This window comes from Zymomonas mobilis subsp. mobilis ATCC 10988, from assembly GCF_000175255.2.
GTDB classification, from domain to species: domain Bacteria; phylum Pseudomonadota; class Alphaproteobacteria; order Sphingomonadales; family Sphingomonadaceae; genus Zymomonas; species Zymomonas mobilis.
Map to the genome: position 1 here is coordinate 745,644 of NC_017262.1, position 18,659 is coordinate 764,302.

Below are 18,659 nucleotides of genomic sequence, written 5' to 3' on the forward strand. Positions count from 1 at the left end.
GTTAGCAAACAGATAAAGATCGTAATTCCTTCAAAGCCATACGGATACTGACCCAAGCCCCCTGCAAAGCTAATAAAGCCATAATAAAGGCAACGGAATAGTCAGGCCAGCCTTTCACCCAATGAAACACGCCAAAGGCCGCTAATAAAACAGCACAATTACCGATCACATCATTCCGCGAACAAATCCACGCAGAATGCATATTGGCGTCCTCTGATCTGAACCGCCATAATAATAAAAATGAAACGACATTAACTAACAAGGCAACCGAACCGACAATACCCATGGTCGTCGCTTCTGGGACAATAGCATGCGCTATATGCCAAAGGGTAATAGCCAAGACCCATGCGCCTAACAGCCCCATAGTAGCGCCTTTTAGAACCGCCGCCCACGCGGTTACCCGCAGCGAATACCCTATAACCAGCAAACTAATGGCATAGTTAAGGGCATCCCCTAAAAAATCCAAAGCATCCCCTTGCAAAGAAGCCGATTTTGAAAAAAATCCGGTAGCAATCTCGGCTAAAAACATCATGCTATTAAGAATAAAAACAACCCATAAGGCCTTTTTATATCCCTCGGGTATAGCTTTCTTTGTTGAAAAATCAGGCTCGCAACAACATTTCCTACCCATCATATCTGCTCGTGTCATGAGGAATCAAGACAGCTAAAATGCAGTCTATAGTTACTATAGGGTCAAGCGATGAATACGGATTATTTCACGATCGGCAAATTAGCCAAAGAGACTGATACCAAAGTCGTTACGATCCGCTATTACGAATCTATTGGGCTGCTCCCTGCCCCGCTTCGCACAGGCCATAATTATAGACTTTATAACCGCGACCATTTTAAGAGATTATCTTTCATTCGCCGCTGCCGGTCATTGGGCTTCCCATTATCTCAAATTCGCGAGATTATCGCATTGACCGACCAACCCGATGAGGATTGTCAAAAAGTCGATAAAATCGCGCGCGGCCATTTAGATATCATCGAATCCAAAATTCAGGATTTAACCCAGCTCGCTTCCGAACTCAGGCAAAAAATAACCGCCTGTCAGGGCGGGACAATAGCACAATGCTGTATTCTCAAAAATTTATCAAAGCAGAATAAAACGCCCATAGAATCAACCTCATAAAAAAAACGGGTCGGTGATAAAACCGACCCGCTTGAGGATTAAGCGCTTTTTATTGGAATTAGAATTCTGACCAATCATCATCCGCCATAGGCTTAGGGGCCGGATTGGGTTTGGCTGCCGCTTTCGCCGGAGCAGATTTGGCGCTGCTTCTTGAGGCAGGCCGTGCCGCTGGCTTCTTCGGAGCGGAAGTTACCGCTGGCGTGCTGGCGAACTGCCGCGTATTCCCATTCCCCAGCTTAAACATGCTGACCTGTTCCATCATAGCGATGGTTTCATTGGCCAGATTACGGGCTGCCGCGGTTGATTCTTCAACCATCGCAGCGTTCTGCTGGGTCACGCCGTCCATTTCGGAAACAGCCGTGTTGACCTGTTTCAAACCAACAGCCTGTTCTTCCGCCATGGCAGCAGCTTCCGTTGCCCTCTTACCAAGTTCATGAACCTGACTGACAATGCGTTGCAGTGCCTGTCCAGTCTCATTCACGAGAACAACGCCGCCATCAACCTCGCCTGCGCTGGCCGTGATTTTTTCTTTCACATCCTTAGCGGCTTCAGCCGAACGCTGTGCCAAAGCCCGAACTTCCGAGGCCACAACCGCAAATCCCTTACCAGCATCACCGGCACGGGCGGCTTCAACACCAGCATTCAAAGCCAGCAAGTTTGTCTGGAAAGCAATGCCATCAATAATGCTGATGATCTGTGCGATTTCGTTGGAAGAGCTTTCGATTTTGGCCATAGCATCAATCGCTCTATGAACAATATCGCCGCTCTTTTCGGCTTCACCACGAACTTTATCTATCATTTGTTTAGCATCTTTGGCACCAACAGCCGCTTGATCGACGGTCTTAGAAATCTCTTCCATAGCAGCCGAAGTTTCTTCAAGGCTGGCAGCTTGCTGTTCCGTCCGCTGAGACAGATCATCAGAAGCCTGACGAATTTCACTTGCCCCATTCTGAATATTTTCAGCCGATTTTATAATCTGGGATACCGTCTGTTCTAAAATATTCAGGGAATCATTAAAGTTTTCCTGAATTTCCGAGAAAGAGCCAGACAAATTACCTCTAATCCGCGTTGTCAGATCACAATTACGCAGACCTTCCAAGGCCTCACCAATACCAGAGAACAGAGAATCCAACTCCATCTGCTTTTGCTTTTCAGCATTCCGCATCCGGTCACGGAATGTATTCAAAGTATCAAGCAAGGTGCCGATTTCATCTTCACGGGGATCAAGGGCAACCTTTACATCCATATTACCTTCGGCCAATTCAGCCAAAGCATTGGTAATAATACCCAAAGGCTGGACGACTGCCTTAATCATAATATTAGCGATTAACAGAGAAAGCAAAATAGCCAATATCGTCACAATAATCGTCAGGATACGAACATAATTATATGAATGCTCCATATCAGCGACTTTGTTGGCATTCGCCTGTTTTTCAACAGCCTGTAAATTACCAAGTGCTGAAGTCACCTGATCAAAAGCAGGAAGTTCTTTCCAGAAGAAATCGCGGCCTTCATTCGTTCGCCCCTGTTGAATCGCATCCAACGTGGCTTTATTTAAAATAGCATAATTCTGCCAGCTTGTTAAAAAGCGACGTGTCGCATCGAAAACATCCTGACTGGCTTCACTCTGCTCCAATGCGTGAATATTGTCTTCTATCCGGCTACGATAGACTGTCATTTCCTGACGGGCAGCCTGAATGGCCTGTGGGTCGGGAACCATAACATAACGTGTTTCAGCAGAACGATAATCAGCTGTTGCACGAGAAATATCGCTGACAGACTGTGCTCTGGCGCGCTGGGCGACACATAAATCTTTCGCGATTGATACAAATTTCCACTGGACACGAAGAGACCCAAATCCTCCTATAATTAACAGAAGAATAGGTAGGACCATAATGAAGTGTGCTTTGGTAGAAACTTTCAAATTTTTTATTAAATTTGAAATACCCATAAATTCACCGTTTTTTCAAAGGAGCAGGAAAGGCGTTATTTTATTCAAACGACATTTTTTAAATTTTATTTACTGAAAATTCCTATGCAAAGGCAGTCGGCCATCCGAACAACATCCCAAAGGGATGTTATTTTGACGAAGAGATTCAGTATTTAAATTTCGTGAAATTTTTATTAACTTTCTTGGTCTAGCTAAAATTTTGTTATTTTATATTCAGAAATATAGGGAGTAGCAACTACATCTGTATAAAATTGACAATAAAATATTCTTCTTAAGAAGAATTACGTTCTTACTGTAAATCATAATTTACTTCTATTTTTGGAAATAAAAATAGCGTTTTAGGAAAAACCTTCTATTTATTTGGATTGGCCAAAAATAAAATTATAAAAATAATATTTTATAATATATAAAATTATATTTTAAAAAAACTAAATTAAAAATAACTTAAAATTAAAATTGGCCGTTTTCTCTCTGTAAAAGCAATGAATAGGCACGCCCCACAACCAGACAGCAATCTTTTGTAAAAAAAAGAAGAATGCGCCCTACAAAGCACACATATCCAATCCCCTCATAAGAATAGAATATTTCAAGAATACAGGCTTAATCTCAAATATAAACCAGACCTTTTTTAAACAATTTAAAATTAAAAAATGTTTCAATAGCCATTAGACTAAAAAGAAAAATTAGTAGAAAGCATTTCAAAAGAACAAAAACTATTTTTAAATAAAAATTACTCCATAAAAATAAAAATGGAGATACACTGAACTCAATTTTACAAAGCATATGGGATTTTTATTTTTTACATTTCATTTTGAATAAAAAGACCTTGATCTCAAAATCAAGATACAGCGGTAAATCTTATTTACGCTTTTCATACTGTCAAAAAAATTTTCTTTTCCAATCACCAAGAGAAACAACAGAAGAACTATCCCTAGGATGGAAAAGCTGTGCTAAAAGAAGACAGTTTGTCCGTTTTAAAAAGTCTTTATAAGATGATCCTTGTCATTGATAATTACGATAGTTTCACATGGAATATTGTCCATTACCTACAGGAATTAGGCGCAACAATAGACGTCGTCCGCAATGATGCTCTAACGGTAGAAGAAGCCTTGGCAACCCATGCCCAAGCCTTTGTGATTTCTCCTGGCCCCAAAACGCCGAATGAAGCGGGCATTTCTCTTGATCTGGTCGCGGCCTGCGTCAAAAATAAACGTCCTCTTCTGGGTGTTTGTCTGGGGCATCAGGCTATCGGCCAATATTTTGGCGGCTCAGTCGTCCGAGCCGAACATTTAATGCATGGTAAGACCTCTTCTATCCACCATGATGATAGCGGCCTTTTTGCAGGCCTGCCCTCTCCACTGACAGCCACACGCTATCACTCTTTAGTCGTGGACAAGAAAAATTTTCCTTCCGAACTGGTCGTGAATGCATGGGATGAAGACGGCACTATCATGGGATTAAGGCATAAAAGCCTTCCGATCCACGGCTTACAATTCCATCCTGAAAGTATTGCCACCGATTTTGGGCATGAAATGCTTGGTAATTTCATCAAAATTGCGCAAGAAAATAATCAATAACGACGGCTGAATAGCAGGGCTTTTTTATGACATCCGTTCTTCCAGACCCGACCCGCCCCCTTAGCTTCGACGAAGCCAGAAAAACATTCGGAGAAATCCTTGATGGCTTCTATGATAAGGATGATCTTGCAGCTTTCCTTATCGCCATGTCTAAAAGAGGCGAAAGCGGTGCTGAAATTGCTGGCGCAGCCAAAGCTGCCATTGAAAGAATGGTCACAATCAAGGCACCGGAAGATACTATTGATGTTTGCGGGACGGGTGGCGATGGCCAAAACAGCCTGAATATTTCAACCGCCGTTTCTCTTGTCGTTGCCGCCACTCATATTCCCGTAGCCAAGCATGGAAACAGAGCCTCTTCCAGTATGGCAGGGGCTGCTGATACATTGGAGGCCTTGGGTGTCAAAATAGACCTTACTCCCAAGCAGGCAGAACACTGCCTGAAAGAAACCGGCATCACTTTTCTTTTTGCGCCAACCTATCATCCTGCCTTGGTCGAGCTTGCACCTTTGCGACGCAAAATAGGCCAGCCTACGATTTTCAATCTGATCGGGCCTCTCGCCAATCCCGCACAAGTCAGCCGTCAACTTATCGGCTTAGCCTCGCCGCGCTATTTTGATGCCTATAGCGAAGCTATTAGCCTCCTTGGTCTGGATACCGTTTTGCTGGTTTCCGGCGACGATCCCTTGGACGAGGTCTCAATCAGCAAAAGCAGCACCGCATTAATGATCCGTAAGAATGAAAATCCCAACAGTGGATTACCCGCAGGTCGGATACGGATAAAACCTGCCGATGTTAACCTTGATACCCACCCGATCAGCAGTATTCGGGGTGGTAATGCAGACTACAACGCCCAAGCCTTATTAGATCTCTTGGCAGGTAAAGCCTCGGCCTATCGCGATGCCGTTCTAATCAATGCAGCGGGCGCGCTGATTGTTGCTGAAAAATGCTGGGACTGGGATGACGGCGTTAATGTCGCCTCAAATGTCATAGATAGTGGACGTGCCAGTCAAGTTTTCGAGGCATGGAAGAAATTTTCCCAGAATCTCCGCTAAAATAGCCGCTAACGAATGGGGCAAAAGAACGGCTCATCTATTGACAGTTAGATGGATGTTTCCTACACGTTCTATATCTGTTCCAACAGAATCATGAAGCCTGTCTTATAAAAGATGAGGAAACACGCCCCTTCGTTAGCGGGCCTTTGACGGAAGATTGCGGCTATGCTGACGCGCAAGCAACATGATTTGCTTCTTTTTATCCACAACCGGCTCAGCGTATCAGGTATTTCACCTTCTTTTGAAGAAATGAAACTCGCCCTTGATCTCAAATCGAAATCAGGGATTCACCGCCTTATCAAGGCTCTGGAAGAGCGAGGCTTTATCCGCCGATTACCTAATCGCGCACGGGCATTGGAAGTGATCCGTTTGCCAGAAGATAAAACGGAAATTCAAAAAAAAATTTCTCGGGATTATACGCCCCCGAAAGCGGATAATGATGTTATCGAGATCCCGCTTCATGGCAGAATTGCTGCTGGTTTACCGATAGAAGCTCTGGAAGGCCAATCCCATCTGGCTGTCCCACCAAGCTATCTTGGAAGCGGTGCCCATTACGCCCTAGAGGTCGCCGGAGATTCCATGGTCGATGCCGGTATTTTTGATGGCGATTATATTATCGTTCGTCAAACCGATGAAGCTCATGAAGGTGAAATCGTGGTTGCCTTAATTGATAACAGCGATGCGACTTTAAAATATTTCCACCGTGAAGGTCGAATGGTTCGACTGGACCCTGCCAATCGTGCCTATGCACCGATGCGTTATGATGCCAGTAGAATTGGCATCCAAGGTCGGTTAGTGGGCTTATTACGGCGCTATTAAGTAAATCTTTTTAATAGCGGTTTTTGACAACCGCTATCAAAAATTTTGTTCTCTATTCTACATCTTCGACTTCAACGGTTTCGCCTGTAATCCGTTGCGCCAAAGCCGCAGCAATAAAGGCATCCAAATTACCATCCAGCACATCAGCCGGAGCCGTCGAAGTAATGCCAGTTCGTAAATCTTTTACCAGCTGATAAGGTTGCAAGACATAAGAACGGATCTGATGCCCCCATCCGATTTCACTCTTGGCAGCATAACCGGCACTGGCTTCAGCTTCACGAATTTGTAATTCGCGTTCATAAAGGCGCGCCTTCAACTGCTTCATCGCTTCGGCACGGTTCTTATGCTGGGAACGCTGGTTCTGGCAGGCAACGACAATACCCGTCGGCATATGGGTAATACGAACGGCAGAATCCGTCGTGTTCACATGCTGACCACCGGCACCCGATGAACGATAGGTATCAATTTTTAAATCTTTATCCAAAACTTCGATATCAATATCGTCATCTACCACAGGGTAAACAGCAACAGAAGCAAAGCTGGTGTGACGACGTGCGTTACTATCGAAAGGTGAAATGCGCACCAGACGATGCACCCCGTTTTCGGTCTTGGCATAGCCATAGGCACTTTCGCCTTTGACCAATAGGGTTGCTGATTTAATACCGGCCTGTTCTCCGGCATGATAGTCAACCAATTCGACCTTGAAGCCTTGGCGTTCAGCCCAACGCTGATACATCCGACTAAGCATTTCTGCCCAATCCTGACTTTCAGTGCCACCGGCTCCGGCATTGACTTCAATATAGGTATCATTGCCATCGGCTTCACCAGACAGCAAAGCTTTGACTTTGTCACGATCGGCGCGCTCAGCAAGGCTTTCCAGTGCAGAAATGGCATCCTGCACCATTTCCTCTTCACCTTCTGCCTCGGCCATCTCGATCAGCTCGATATTTTCCTGAAGCTCTGTCGCAATAGCACGCGTGGCCGCAATGGACTCATCCAAGCGTCCTCTTTCGCGCATCACTTCTTGCGCCGCGCGGGCATCATCCCAAAGGCTGGGGTCTTCGACGCGGGCGTTCAATTCATCCAGCCGCCGCAAGGCTCTATCCCAGTCGAGGAAGCGCCTAAGCAGCGCCAAAGATTCTTGAATATGGTCGACATGGGCTTGCGCTTCGGCGCGCATAATCATCCCTTTCTGAATGAGAAAACAGCCTATCAAACAAGGCCGATCAAAATACATTATTCGGATCAGACGATAAAAACTGACCAGCTAGGCTTCTAATAGATTTAACCTCACTTCTGCAAGCTACTGCGATCATTTGGATGCGGAAGATTAACAGGAGGAGCCACAGGCTGAGCTTTGACAGCCTCACTTTTATGGCTGTCATCGGTCGTATTATTGGGAACAGGCGTAACGGCTGCCGCAACAACCGCAGGTCGATAGAAACTCCGACGCGGCTCATTATCGGGTTTAAAAGCCTCCCATATAATCGGACTCATCGGATCGGCAGGATTGACGGGCGCAGAACCATAGATCCGCAAACCTGAATAGCGATCTATTTTTACCATATGAATATCAGGTGCCACCGGAAAAGGTTTCACAGGCATCTCTGTCATACTGCGCTGGGCAAATTGTTTAAAAATCGGGGCAGCTACAGTACCCCCTTGGGCGCTATGTCCCATCGAACGGGGACGATCATAACCGACATAAAGCCCTGCGACCAAATCCGCAGATCCGCCAACAAACCAGACATTGGTCGGCCCTGTCGAGGTGCCAGTCTTACCAAACATGGGACGCCCCAAATCCCGCAAGATCGCGGCAGTTCCTCGTTGAACAACCCCTTCTAAGATATGCAGCATCTGATAAGCCGTCATCGCATTGATCGCCTGCCCATTGGTATGATGCGGCCTCGGCATGGGTTGACCATCCCATTCTGGCAGATTGCATCCGCTGCATATCCGGTCATCCGATTTATAAATAACCTTCCCATTCCGATCTTGGACGTAATCAATCAAACTCGGATGCAAGCGCCGCCCTTGATTGGCTAACATCGAATAACCATTGGTGAGGCGCATAACAGTGGTATTGCCCGCGCCCAAAGCGATGCCCAATACCGGTGGATAAGGATGCCCCGGCGGATTGATTTCGGCTTTTTCGGCCATTTTGACGACATGCGCCATTCCTGTCTGGGCGGCCGCTCTCACCGTCATCAAATTTCGGGATTGCTCAACACCCCAACGCATTGTCTGGGGGCCCGAATAACCACCGGAAAAGTTACGAAAACATTTCATACCCAAACGAGCAGATTGATAGACGCAGAAAGGGCCATCAACAATGATAGAGGCCGGTGTCATACCGTGATCCAAAGCCGCTGAATAAACAAAAGGCTTAAAGGTGGATCCCGGTTGTCTTTCGGCTTGGGTGGCGCGGTTAAAATCCCCGTTCCGGTAGTCAAATCCTCCCTGCATTGCCATGACTCGGCCTGTATGGGGGTCTTCTACCACCATGCCGCCGGAAACAGCGGGAAGGCTACGTAATATCCAAAAATTGTCGATTTTCTTGACGATAATAATATCGCCTTCATGCAAAAACCGCCATGCCGAGGTTTCAGTATCATGGCGCGGCATCGCTGCCCCCCATGGATAAAGATAATCTTCCTGACCATCTTCAAAGCCAATTTTGGCGCGACCATTTTCTTTTTCTAGGATAACAGCCGCATACCAATCCGCATAACCGGTGCCGATATTGGCAGCGATCAGCCGTTCTTGCCACCCCTCACCTGGATCAATATTCCCGACGCGTCCATTCCAACCATGATCCCGTTCAAAACGAACAAAGCCATCCCTTAAGGCGGTTTCGGCGGATTCCTGAAGCGCAGGATCAAAAGAGGTTCTAACCCATAACCCACCGGAATAAACGTTATTCTCGCCGTCTTTGGCACTCTCGCCAAAACGGTTCACCAATTCCCGCCGCACTTCTTCAAGAAAATAGCCCCCCTTAACAGGAGCTTTAGCGATAATATGCGGCTTAATAACACCCAAAGGCGTTTGACTAGCCTCGGTATATTGAAAGGCAGTAATATAGCCATTCAACATCATCTGATGCAGGACATAAGCACGCCGTCCCAAAGCGCGCTCCATATAGCGTTCAGGGGTATAATTGGACGGTGCTTTTGGCAGAATGGCTAAAAAAGCCGCTTCCGGTAAAGACAGATCTTTCACTGTTTTTCCGAAATAGGCTTTAGCAGCGGCACTGACACCATAGGCATTCCGCCCTAAAAAAATCTGATTGAGATAAATTTCTAGAATCTGGCGCTTCGTTAACAGATGCTCGATCTGGAAAGCCAAAAGAGCTTCTTTGACTTTGCGGGTCGGGGAATATTCATCCCCTACCAATAAATTCTTGGCTACCTGCTGGGTAATGGTAGAACCGCCATGGGCGCGTTCTCCACTGCCCATTTTGGTAAAATATTCATACACGGCTTTTAAGAAGGCAGCGCCATTGATCCCGTGATGGGAAAAGAAGGATTTATCTTCTGCCGATAAAAAAGCCTGAATAACCACAGGCGGGAAATCTTCATAATTCAGCTTTTCACGATGTTCGCGAACAAAATGACCAAAGGGCATCCCATTGCCATCGCGCACAACCGCCGGCATCGGCAAATGATAATCAGCCAGCATTTCAACTGATGGTAAATCTCGGATAAAATACCGCCAGAACAGAAAGCCGGAAAAAGAGCAGCCGACAACCAACAACAGAAAGAAAGACCGAAAAATCTTTCCATGCCAAAATCGTTTAACAGACATTTTTTTCTGTATTTTCTGTTTTTTTCGCTGCGATGTTGTCCCCCTTATTTTTAAGGGATCAGACATTGTTAAATTTCCAATGGCGGAGAATATTCCAGCCTATTTTTGAAGAAAGATAGAAATAATATCTTTGCCAGAAAGAAGCAAAAACCTTTTTCAACAAAAGATGATATGGGACATCTTTTTCTTTGTTGTTATCGGTATCTGCCATATCCGTCCATTTACCTTATTTGGAAATCATTTATAAAAAAACTGTTTTTTAGACCATATCTGATATTTATCTTTTTATTTTCCTTGTAACGATTTTTTCTTTCGACCTATCCGGTTTCAAATCAGAAACTTCTGCCAATCGCGCTAATCGTCGGGCAAAATAAATTTCAATCGCACGTCTGACCCCCAAAGCCAGATTTTCGCGATATCCCCGCGAAAAAAGACGCGCTGCTTCCACAGGATTGGAGATATAACCTGTTTCCATAAGAACAGAAGGCACATCCGGTGCTTTTAAAACGACAAAGCCCGCAAAGCGATGGTAATGACTACGAAAAGGGATTCTATCCTGCAATTCTCTTTGTAAAAGCGACGCAAAAGACACAGAAGCATTCATCGTTTCACGACGGGTCAAATCATAAAGAATAGATTTTACTTCACTATTCTGATTTCTCAATTCTCTTGAACCCGAAATATCGGCCTGATTTTCTCTAGCCGCCAAGCGTGCTGCAATCTTGTCCGAGGCGACTTCCGACAAAGTATAAATGGTTGCCCCATGCGGATTCCCGACAGCCGCACTATCCGCATGAATAGAAATAAGAAGATCAGCATTCATCCGCCGCCCGATTTCTCTTCGGGTCACCAAAGGCAAAAAACGGTCATCTTCGCGCGTCAATGCCACTCTAACCCGCCCCGACCGGATAAGGGCATCCCGAATGGCAAGACCAATCGCCAAAGTCACTTCTTTTTCTCGCAACCGTCCATCGCGAGAGGAAGAGCCGGGGTCATGCCCTCCATGACCGGGATCAATCAAGACTAAAGGACGACCGGAAACCCGCGCCCCATAGATGCGAGGCATTGATGGAGCAGAACCAGATTCACGCGCGATGGGTATCCGAACCGGTTTTGCCATCGGCACAACTGCAGCCCAAGACTCATGAGATACGAAAAACAAAAAAAAGATAATCGAACCAAAAGGCTTTTTTTTCAAAAATTTCAGCTTAAAACCCTCGACCATGCCTTTAAGATATTTAACAGTTACAGCTCCCTCTCTGTAAAAAAGGGTCTTTTTTCTTTTCGGATACGCCATTTTAACCGATTACCCTTGTTAGAAGGACTGTGACCAGCCAGAAAAACGCTCATTTTTAAAAAAACATTTTTAGAGCGCAAGCTATTGATATTTATATTTTCCCCCATAAAGGATAAGCTCATCCCACAAGTTGAACAGCAACCATTGCGTCTGACGTAAAGCGATGGTAGCGAATCAATGAAGAGAACAGGAAAAATTTGGTTCAAAAAACGGAATCGCTTCTGCCTCTCGCTATTACTACTTTATTGAATGATATCTATTTGTGTTTCCGGATCGAAAGCATCGATGCACGCCGCTGTTTTAAGCCTGCCCCATTCCGATAAGGCAGGGCCCGCTGCAGCTAAGACCTTCCGCGCTTGTAACAGCGCCGATACTAGCCGCGCGGCCTTTCAGTGCTGTTGTTCATGGCTGACCTCTCAGGTCGGCGCTGGATCCTGTTTCTCAGATGACGACTCTATTTTAGATAATATTATTATTACTCGCGCGCCCTTTGTCCTAAAAGAATTGTGCAGCGCGACGGAGATTTTTGAATGACTCTTACTAAAATGTTGATTGACGCCCGCCACAGGGAAGAAACCCGGGTTGCCGTCATCAAAGGTAACCGTATCGAAGAATTTGATTTTGAATCGGCTGACCGTCGCCAATTAAAAGGCAATATTTATCTGGCCAAGGTTACCCGTGTCGAACCTTCCTTACAGGCGGCTTTTGTCGATTATGGCGGCAATCGTCAGGGATTTTTAGCTTTTTCAGAAATTCACCCCGATTATTATCAAATTCCCCGCGAAGACCGCGAAGCGCTTCTTCGTGAGGAAGAAGAATATTCTGCACGCCATAACAAGCAGCAGGAAAGTGAAGATGATGAAGAGGGCGAAGATCTCTCTGATTCCGAAGCCATCCGCAACGATGCCAATGATGACAGCCTCGAAAATTTAAGAAATCGGCGGCGACATTTTGGGCGGCATCATTACCGGATACAGGATGTTATCCGGCGGCGGCAGGTTTTGCTGGTTCAGGTTGTCAAAGAAGAACGCGGTAACAAAGGCGCCGCTCTCACGACCTATCTTTCTTTGGCTGGTCGCTATTGCGTCTTGATGCCGAATACCAGCAATGGTGGCGGTATTTCCCGCAAAATTTCCAATCTAGCCGATCGGAAAAGATTAAAGTCCATCATGGCAGAATTAAATCTGCCTAGCTCAATGGGCTGCATTGTCAGAACGGCTGGCCTGCAACGAACAAAAACCGAAATCAAACGCGATTTCGATTATCTTGCCCGCTTATGGGATGAAATTCGCGAAAAAACGCTTTTGTCACAGGCTCCGGCGCTTATCTATGGCGATAGCGATCTTGTGAAACGGGCTATCCGTGACATCTATAGCCGCGAAATTGATGAAATTCTGGTCGAAGGCGATGACGGTTATCGGGCGGCACGGAATTTCATGAAGCTGTTGATGCCTAGCCACGTCCGCAAAGTGCGGCCTTATGCTGATCCGGCACCTCTGTTTCAGCGTTTCGGAGTAGAAGCGCAGCTTAACGCCATGTATCAGCCGATTGTTCAGCTTAAATCGGGCGGTTATCTGGTTATCAATCCAACCGAAGCCTTGGTCTCGATTGATATCAACTCTGGCCGTTCGACGCGCGAACATAATATTGAGCAGACGGCCACCGCAACCAATCTCGAAGCGGCAGCCGAAATCGCAAGACAGCTTCGCCTGCGCGATATGGCCGGATTGATTGTCATTGACTTCATTGACATGGAATCAAGCGCCAATATCCGTCGGGTTGAAAAGGCCATGAAAGATGCCTTGAAACATGACCGCGCCCGTATTCAGGTCGGCCATATTTCCAGCTTCGGCCTAATGGAAATGAGCCGCCAACGTTTAAGAACCGGTATGCTCGAAGCCTCGACTGTCCCCTGCCCGCATTGTCAGGGATCGGGATTGATGCTGACCACGCCTTCTGCAGGTTTGATGGCCTTGCGGATGATCGAAGATGAAGCCTCACGCGGCAATGGCAGTCAGATTCACGTTTTGACTTCACTTGATTCCGCTATTTATGTCCTCAACAAAAAGCGGAAAGAACTGGGCAGCATCGAAACCCTTTATGGGGTGACGATCCTGATCGATGGCGATCCTCTGCGTGGCAATAATCAGATATCCGTAGAATCGGCAGGGCCTCCCCCCAGCCATGGCCTGATGTTACCACCGCCTTTGCCGACTTCCTCACCAGACGAAATCGACGATTATGAGGAAGAGCCAGAGATCGAAGAAATCGAAGCTGAAGAGGTTATCGAAGCCCCCTTCCGTCGGAATCATCGCCAAAATATGGCTCGTCGCAATTCGTCCTATAATGCCGAAGTAGCGATTCAGGATAACCAACGTATGGAGCCCAAAGAGGCTACACAGGCGTTCCTGAATACAGAAGAAGATGCCAGCCACGAAGAAGACAGCGAACATAGCCGTCGTAATCGTCGCAGTCGGCGGGGCAGACGAGGCGGTCGTCGTCGCAATGGTGAAAATTTTGCCGAAAAACCTTTGATGCTTTCTTCGGAGGCCTCAGAAGCCACATCGCCTGATGAGGATACCCCCATCAAGGAAAGCTATGAAAGCGAAGCTCTGCCGGTAGAAAAAGACGTTGCAGAAAAAAGCACGCCGACAGAAGAAACCAGCGAAGCTGAAAACAAAACAGCTCGCAGCAGTCGGACAAGACGCCGCCCTCGCGCTCGCTCACCTAAAGTAGAAAGCGAAAGCTATCAGGCACCGGCAAATGTTCTTCACGAAGAAACGCCTCCGACGGAAACAGCCGTCGTAGAAGTGAAGAACGAAGAACCGATTGCAGAAAAACCGGCCACCGAGGCAGAAACAGCGGTCGTCGCTTCCAGTGAACCCGAAACGGTAGAAGAAACAAAACCAAAGCGGGTCAGAAAACGGACAACGACTACCCGTCGTAAAAAAGCGGAACCGAAAACCGCGGACAAAGCCGAGGAGTCAGAAGACAGCGAAGCCGAAGCCAAGCCAAAACGTCCGGCGACAAGACGGACGAGAACGACCAAGGCCGCTACAGCAAAAGTAGCCGCTAAAAAGGCTGAAACCGAAAGCGAAACGCCAGTCGTCGTCAAGGCTGAAGCCAAGACGGTTGAAAAGGCGGATGACACGGCCATCAAATCAGAAACCCCCAAGGATTCTGATGCTGCCCCTGTATCCGACAGCAAGGAAGAAGCTGAAAAGCCAGCTCCCCGTCGTGGTTGGTGGCAGCGGACATTTGGTGAATAAAAATATTCACACAGTCTAAAAAAAGAGCAGGGTATAAAAACCCTGCTCTTTTTGTTTTTTAGAAAAAGAAAAAATAATAAATATAGAAAAACACCAACAAGATAATTCACACTAAACCGAAATATAAAGAACATTTCGATTTAAATACTTTAAAATATGATAAAAAATCGAAAATATGGATATTCAATATTTAATTTTAAAAATTAAAAAGAGTGCTTCACAATTTATAAAAAATATTTATCAAACTTTTATCCATTCCGGTCGTTATCTTATAAATAAGCGCTTATATCTGGGTGTAGAGTCCGTTCTTTAGCTATCAGGGTTTTCATTTTTTCATGATACGCCGTTTTTGGCTCTTCATCTCTTGTTTGATGATCAGCTTTACGTTGATTCAGTCAGCCGCCTTTGCACAGGAAATTCTTCAGGATGCCGAGAGCGATGCTCTTTTAAAGAAGGCATTGGCACCTTTGGTCGCGGCTACTGGATTACGGGATGTCAAAATCCTGATCGTCAATGATTCTGAAATCAATGCCTTTGTTGCCGGTGGACAGATGGTCTTTATCAATTCTGGCACGATCATGGCAGCCGATAACATCAACCAGATTCAAGGCGTTGTCGCCCATGAATTAGGGCATGTAACCGCAGGGCATGTTATCAACTCAAGCGGTATTAAAGAAGCAGGACGCATCAGTGTCGCGGCAATGATTTTACAAGCGGTTTTGGTACCGCTTTCTGCCATCGTTCCAGCAGCGGGTGCCATCGGAACCATGCTAGGCGGGATCGGCAGTCAGGTCGCGGTGCAGCATTACCTTGCCTTCACCCGTACACAAGAAGCCAGTGCCGATGCCGCTGCCGTCAAATTTTTAAAAAGAGCGGATATCTCTGGACGAGGTTTGTTGGAATTTTTCGGAAAAATCCGCAAAATGGAATATCGCTCGATGCCCGCCGATTCCGATGGAAGCTTTGCCAGCGACCATCCTATGACGGCTGATCGTGAAATGATGCTTCGGGGTGATCTTGAGAATCTCCCTTCTTGGAACCGTCCCATAGATCCCCAGTTACAGCAGAGCTTCCTTCGGGTCAGAGCCAAATTAACCGGCTATCTTGCTGACCCTAACGAAGTACTGAAAGAATATCCGGACGATGCCCATAATATTCCCGATCTTTACGCTCGGGCTTATGCTTTTCATCGCCTGTCCTATTTCAAGCAATCAATGGATGAAGTTGAAAAGCTGCTCAAACTCATTCCTAAAGACCCCTATTTTCTGGAATTAAAGGGTCAAATTCTACTCGAATCCGGCCATCCGGATGACGCTTTGGAACCCTATAGAGAGGCAACCGAAATATCACAGTCGCCGCTTATTGCGGCCTCCTTTGGTCACGCCTTGATGGCAACAGAAGATTCTTCCCATTATGCTGAAGCTAAAAAAGTGCTGACAGTTGCCGTTGATCGGGAAGAGGATAATCCGCTTGCATGGTTTGTCCTTGGCAGCATCTATGACCGCGAAGGCGATGTTGCCCATATGAATTTGGCCACTGCCGAACGCTACAGCCTTAGTGGTCAAACCACTCTAGCGATGGATGCGGCGGATATGGCGCTAAAAGGACTTGATCCGAATAGCGCTGAATGGCGACGTGCTAACGATATTGCGACAACGGCCCGTCAGGCACTGGCTAGCAAGAAGAAAAAATAACCGACTTAACCCTGAAAGGAACCGCCCAATATGCCCGATATGCCGCAGCCAACCGAGGAAGTAAGAGTGGAAAATAACAGCTGTCATAAAAAAAGTTGCCTTTGTTCTGCTCTAGCTGGAGCCGTCGGTGGTGGCGTTGTCGTGCTAGGCTATCTGTTATCAAGCCATTTGATATCAGGAAAATCGGGCGAACCGGTTCGGGACTATCTTATGGAACATCCCGAAGTTATTCCCCAAGCCATGGAAGCGCTACAGCAACGGGAAACCGACAAGCTAGTTTCACAAAACAGAACGGCTTTGGAAATGCCTTTTGCGGGTGCATGGGATGGGGCAGAAAAAGGCCGCGTGACGATTGTCGAATTCTCGGACTATGCTTGCGGTTTTTGTCGTAAAGCCAACGGCGATCTCAACCGCCTTTTATCCGAAGATAAAGATATCCGTCTGGTGATACGGCAATTGCCAATCTTGGGGCCCGACAGTGAGATTGCTGCTCGCACAGCATTAGCTATTGCGAAAAACAGTTCTAAATTCAGTGAATTTCATCACCAGATTTATAACAGCAAACATCTTTCACCCGAAGTCATCGTCGATATCGTCAAATCCTTAGGACTCAATCCTCAGGACATCGCTAAACAGGGTAGCGATCCAGCCATCACGCAAGAGATTACTAAAAATATTCTACTGGCGAGAGAATTGGGTCTAACCGGCACGCCTGCCTTTATTATTGGAGACAAAGTCTTCTCCGGTGTTGCTGGATATGACGCCTTAAAGGAAGCTGTCGCCAAAATTCGAGAAAAATCGTCAAAATAATATTTTCGGATCCAAAGAAATATTTTGTTATTATTCTATTCTTGCTTTGGATAGCTGACATGGAGATATCACCTTCTCCAAAAAGGTGATATCTATATTTCAAAAATATCCCACATATAACATATATATACTTTTTTTATTTCTTTAAAAAAATAAAATTATTTTTTTAGAAAAAAATTAATAAGAACAATAGTCCGACAAAATATCTTTTTTAAAGCCTTCCAATTTAAATAATAAAATGATACCAATATTTCAAAATAGGGGGAATTTCTTAAGAAAAACCTTTTTTATATTTGCAAAGATTCTATGTTAACAAATATTGCAAGCATCGCATGAAAGCGCATAAAGTAAAAAAAGATACATCAAATCTTGCTATTCTAATTCATCAGGCGTCAGAAAATTTCACGCAGGCTGAAAGGCGAATTGCTCAGATATTATTTGCCAGCGATATGATGGCCGGTTTAGAAACCGTTGCAAAACTGGGGGCGAAGGCCAAAGTAAGCGGGCCCACCGTGCTGCGCTTCGTTTCAAAATTGGGTTTCAGCAGTTTTCCTGAATTTCAAGCCAGTTTACGGGGCGAGTTATATCAAAAACTCATCTATAATACGCCCCAAAATCAGGATGATACCGCCAATCATGTCAGCGACCGTCCAGCCGTTGCGTCTGTGCTTCAAGAAGCTGACAGCTTCTTTGAAAATTGTATGCACAGGACGTTACAGCAGATCAACGCTTGTGAATTAGAGGATGTGACCGAACTTCTGGCCGATTGCTCGCGCAATGTTTACATTGTCGGTAACCATCTCACACATCCGATTGCCGAATTATTCTGGTATCAGTTACACCGATTACGCCCTCGCACGCATTTGGTGCAGAACAATGCTTTTACGCCTTATGAACAACTCATAGATAGCGGAAGACGTGATATCTTGTTGCTCTTTGATATCTGCCATTATCAAGAAGACATTGCTCTCTTGGCGGAACAGGCACATCAAAGACGCACCACCATTATTCTGATAACGGATCCGAAATTATCACCGGTTTCCCGTTTGGCACATCATGTATTGACCTGCGATTTTACGCTTTTCACATCACATGAATCTTTGGTGCCTTGTCTGGTCATGGTAGAATTGCTGGCGGCATCGCTTGAAAAAAAGCTTGGAGCGGATGCGCTTATCCGGCAGCAAAATATAGAAAAAGCGGAACAGGATCTAAAAGAAAAACATCTTTTTCCCCGCCCGCCACAAAATTAGATTC

13 protein-coding genes are annotated in these 18,659 nt (G+C 45.9%); 8 read left to right on the forward strand and 5 right to left on the reverse strand.

The annotated features are described in order from the left end of the window. Position 1: 1 nt before the first annotated feature. On the reverse strand, positions 2-634 hold the full coding sequence (locus ZMOB_RS03300; protein WP_014500629.1) for a cation efflux transmembrane domain-containing protein: 633 nt from the start codon (positions 632-634) through the stop codon (positions 2-4). A 66-nt stretch (positions 635-700) separates the two neighbouring features. On the opposite strand from ZMOB_RS03300, the gene ZMOB_RS03305 reads away from it, so the two are divergent. Continuing rightward, positions 701-1,132, forward strand: coding sequence for a MerR family transcriptional regulator (locus ZMOB_RS03305; protein WP_014500630.1), 432 nt, complete (start codon positions 701-703; stop codon positions 1,130-1,132). A 58-nt stretch (positions 1,133-1,190) separates the two neighbouring features. Here the strand turns inward: ZMOB_RS03305 and ZMOB_RS03310 are convergent, their stop codons facing one another. Continuing rightward, positions 1,191-3,083: a methyl-accepting chemotaxis protein gene (locus ZMOB_RS03310; RefSeq protein ID WP_014500631.1), complete on the reverse strand. Its 1,893-nt coding sequence runs from the start codon at positions 3,081-3,083 to the stop codon at positions 1,191-1,193. Positions 3,084-4,075: 992 nt separating this feature from the next. Between ZMOB_RS03310 and ZMOB_RS03315 the strand changes: the two genes are divergently transcribed. The 3 genes from ZMOB_RS03315 (at position 4,076) to lexA (ending at position 6,531) form a co-directional block, all read left to right on the forward strand. Continuing rightward, entirely contained in the window at positions 4,076-4,660 is a 585-nt protein-coding gene (locus ZMOB_RS03315) for an anthranilate synthase component II (RefSeq protein WP_041573431.1), read from the forward strand. A gap of 26 nt (positions 4,661-4,686) precedes the next feature. Beyond that, complete coding sequence (trpD, locus tag ZMOB_RS03320; RefSeq protein WP_011240151.1) at positions 4,687-5,712, forward strand: anthranilate phosphoribosyltransferase; 1,026 nt, start codon at positions 4,687-4,689, stop codon at positions 5,710-5,712. 165 nt (positions 5,713-5,877) lie between these two features. Next, positions 5,878-6,531 (forward strand): transcriptional repressor LexA, encoded by a 654-nt coding sequence (gene lexA, locus ZMOB_RS03325; protein ID WP_011240150.1) that lies wholly within the window; start codon positions 5,878-5,880, stop codon positions 6,529-6,531. A 52-nt stretch (positions 6,532-6,583) separates the two neighbouring features. On the opposite strand, the gene prfB is transcribed toward lexA, so the two are convergent. The 3 genes from prfB to ZMOB_RS03340 all read right to left on the reverse strand — a co-directional run bounded on the left by prfB (position 6,584) and on the right by ZMOB_RS03340 (position 11,560). Then, positions 6,584-7,711: a peptide chain release factor 2 gene (gene prfB, locus ZMOB_RS03330; RefSeq protein ID WP_011240149.1), complete on the reverse strand. Its 1,128-nt coding sequence runs from the start codon at positions 7,709-7,711 to the stop codon at positions 6,584-6,586. 110 nt (positions 7,712-7,821) lie between these two features. Next, positions 7,822-10,401 (reverse strand): penicillin-binding protein 1A, encoded by a 2,580-nt coding sequence (locus tag ZMOB_RS03335; RefSeq protein ID WP_014500633.1) that lies wholly within the window; start codon positions 10,399-10,401, stop codon positions 7,822-7,824. A 211-nt stretch (positions 10,402-10,612) separates the two neighbouring features. After that, positions 10,613-11,560: an N-acetylmuramoyl-L-alanine amidase family protein gene (locus ZMOB_RS03340; protein ID WP_012817448.1), complete on the reverse strand. Its 948-nt coding sequence runs from the start codon at positions 11,558-11,560 to the stop codon at positions 10,613-10,615. Positions 11,561-12,162: 602 nt separating this feature from the next. Between ZMOB_RS03340 and ZMOB_RS03350 the strand changes: the two genes are divergently transcribed. From ZMOB_RS03350 to ZMOB_RS03365, 4 genes are all read left to right on the forward strand, one after another. Then, a complete protein-coding gene (locus tag ZMOB_RS03350) occupies positions 12,163-14,901 on the forward strand; it encodes an Rne/Rng family ribonuclease (RefSeq protein ID WP_014500636.1) in 2,739 nt (912 codons plus the stop codon). Between the two features lie 335 nt (positions 14,902-15,236). Continuing rightward, the gene (locus ZMOB_RS03355; protein WP_011240145.1) at positions 15,237-16,595 is read left to right on the forward strand and encodes a M48 family metalloprotease; all 1,359 of its coding nucleotides are present in this window, start codon (positions 15,237-15,239) and stop codon (positions 16,593-16,595) included. 30 nt (positions 16,596-16,625) lie between these two features. Further along, entirely contained in the window at positions 16,626-17,405 is a 780-nt protein-coding gene (locus tag ZMOB_RS03360; RefSeq protein WP_014500637.1) for a DsbA family protein, read from the forward strand. Positions 17,406-17,737: 332 nt separating this feature from the next. Beyond that, positions 17,738-18,655 carry a MurR/RpiR family transcriptional regulator gene (locus ZMOB_RS03365; protein ID WP_011240143.1) on the forward strand — a complete coding sequence of 306 codons (918 nt, stop codon included), beginning with the start codon at positions 17,738-17,740 and terminating at the stop codon, positions 18,653-18,655. Positions 18,656-18,659: the final 4 nt, after the last annotated feature.